Annotated in this window: 3 protein-coding genes; 2 read left to right on the top strand and 1 reads right to left on the bottom strand. The window is 67.9% G+C overall.

The annotated features are described in order from the left end of the window. Positions 1-405: LysR family transcriptional regulator (locus ACSFA3_RS23225; protein ID WP_435507799.1), on the bottom strand; the 405-nt coding region annotated here is incomplete at its 3' end. Between the two features lie 87 nt (positions 406-492). Here ACSFA3_RS23225 and ACSFA3_RS23220 point away from each other — a divergent pair. Together ACSFA3_RS23220 and ACSFA3_RS23215 are read left to right on the top strand one after the other, a co-directional pair. After that, a complete protein-coding gene (locus ACSFA3_RS23220; RefSeq protein ID WP_435469503.1) occupies positions 493-879 on the top strand; it encodes a DoxX family protein in 387 nt (128 codons plus the stop codon). Positions 880-918: 39 nt separating this feature from the next. Continuing rightward, the coding region (locus tag ACSFA3_RS23215; RefSeq protein WP_435507798.1) for an NADPH-dependent FMN reductase at positions 919-1,433 on the top strand (515 nt) is incomplete at its 3' end.

Raw genomic sequence — 1,433 nt, 5'->3', positions numbered from 1 at the left:
GATGAGGTCGGCGGCCGCGTCGCTGAGCACGAAGTCGAGCTTGACCAGCGGATGCGCGGCCAGGAAGTCGGACACCCATTCCATCGGGAAGAAATCGAAGAAATCCGCCGGCGCCGCCACCCGCACGAGGCCGCTGGGCTCCTGGCCTCCGGCCACCAGCGCCTGCCCGGCGGCAGCCAGTCCGTCGACCAGCCCCGCGCACCGATCATGAAAATCCTGCCCCGCGCTGGTCAGCGTCAGCTTGCGCGTCGAGCGCTGCATCAGCCGCGTGCCCAGTTGCGATTCGAGCTGCTGGATGCGCCGGCTCACGGTGTTGGGCGGCAGGCCCAGCCGCCGGGCCGCCTCGGCAAAGCTGCCGTAGCGCACCACCTGCACGAACATGGCGACGTCGTTGAGGTCGAACATGGCGGGTTGATTCCTTCAGTTTGTGGACGAGTGCAATCCGACTCTACCGTCTAGTCGATCAATGGGTGCGTGCCTAACCTTATGCCCATGACTACTTCATCTACTTCCTCTCCCACGCAGCGCCGCATCGTCTGGGGCGTTCGCATCCTGCTCGCGCTGGCTTTCGGCGCCGCCGGCGCTTCCAAGCTGGCTGGCGTGCCGCAGATGGTCCAGGTGTTCGACGCGATCGGCTTCGGCCAGTGGTTCCGCTACGTGACTGGCCTCGTCGAGGTCGGCGGCGCGCTGCTGCTGCTCGTGCCCGCAACCGGCTTCCTCGGCGGCCTGCTGCTGGCCGTGACCATGGTCTGCGGCGTGGCCACGCACCTGGTGCTGATCGGCGGCAACCCCGCGCCGGCGCTGGTGCTGGCGCTGCTGTCGGGCTTCGTCGCCTGGCGCCTGCGGCCCGTGTCCCGGCTGGCCGTCACCGCGGCCTGACCCCCTCTTCATCTTCTTCAACTTTCCTTGGAGCACCCCATGACCCAGCAACAACCCCGCATCGGCATCATCCTCGGCTCGACCCGCGAAGGCCGCTTCGGTGAAAAGCCCGCGCAATGGATCCACGAGATCGCGAAGCAGCGCACCGACCTCGCCTTCGAGCTGGTCGACCTGCGCGACCATCCGCTGCCCTTCTTCAACGAGGCGGGCGCGCCGGCCTGGGGGCCGGTGAAGAACGAGGCTGCGCAGCGCTGGCAGGCCAAGCTGGCCACCTTCGACGGCCTGGTCGTCGTCACGCCCGAATACAACCACGGCCCGAGCGCGGTGCTGAAGAACGCGATCGACTGGGTCTACAAGGAATTCACCCGCAAGCCGATCGGCTTCGTGGGCTACGGCGGCGTGGGCGCGGCACGGGCCGTGGAGCAGCTGCGGCTGGTGGCGGTCGAGATGCAGATGGCGCCGGTGCGCAACGCCGTGCACATCGGCATGGTCGAGTTCCTCGGCATCTGGCAGCAGGGCAAGAGCTTCGACGACTTCCCGCACCTCGCGCAGTC

It is taken from the genome of Variovorax glucosi (assembly GCF_051216695.1).
GTDB lineage: Bacteria > Pseudomonadota > Gammaproteobacteria > Burkholderiales > Burkholderiaceae_C > Variovorax.
This window is presented reverse-complemented; position numbering and strand designations above follow the sequence as displayed.

What these genes read in the sequence shown, in the direction of transcription:
- ACSFA3_RS23220 (WP_435469503.1), top strand. Translation starts at nt 493, where the DNA reads ATGACTACTTCATCTACTTCCTCTCCCACGCAGCGCCGCATCGTCTGG.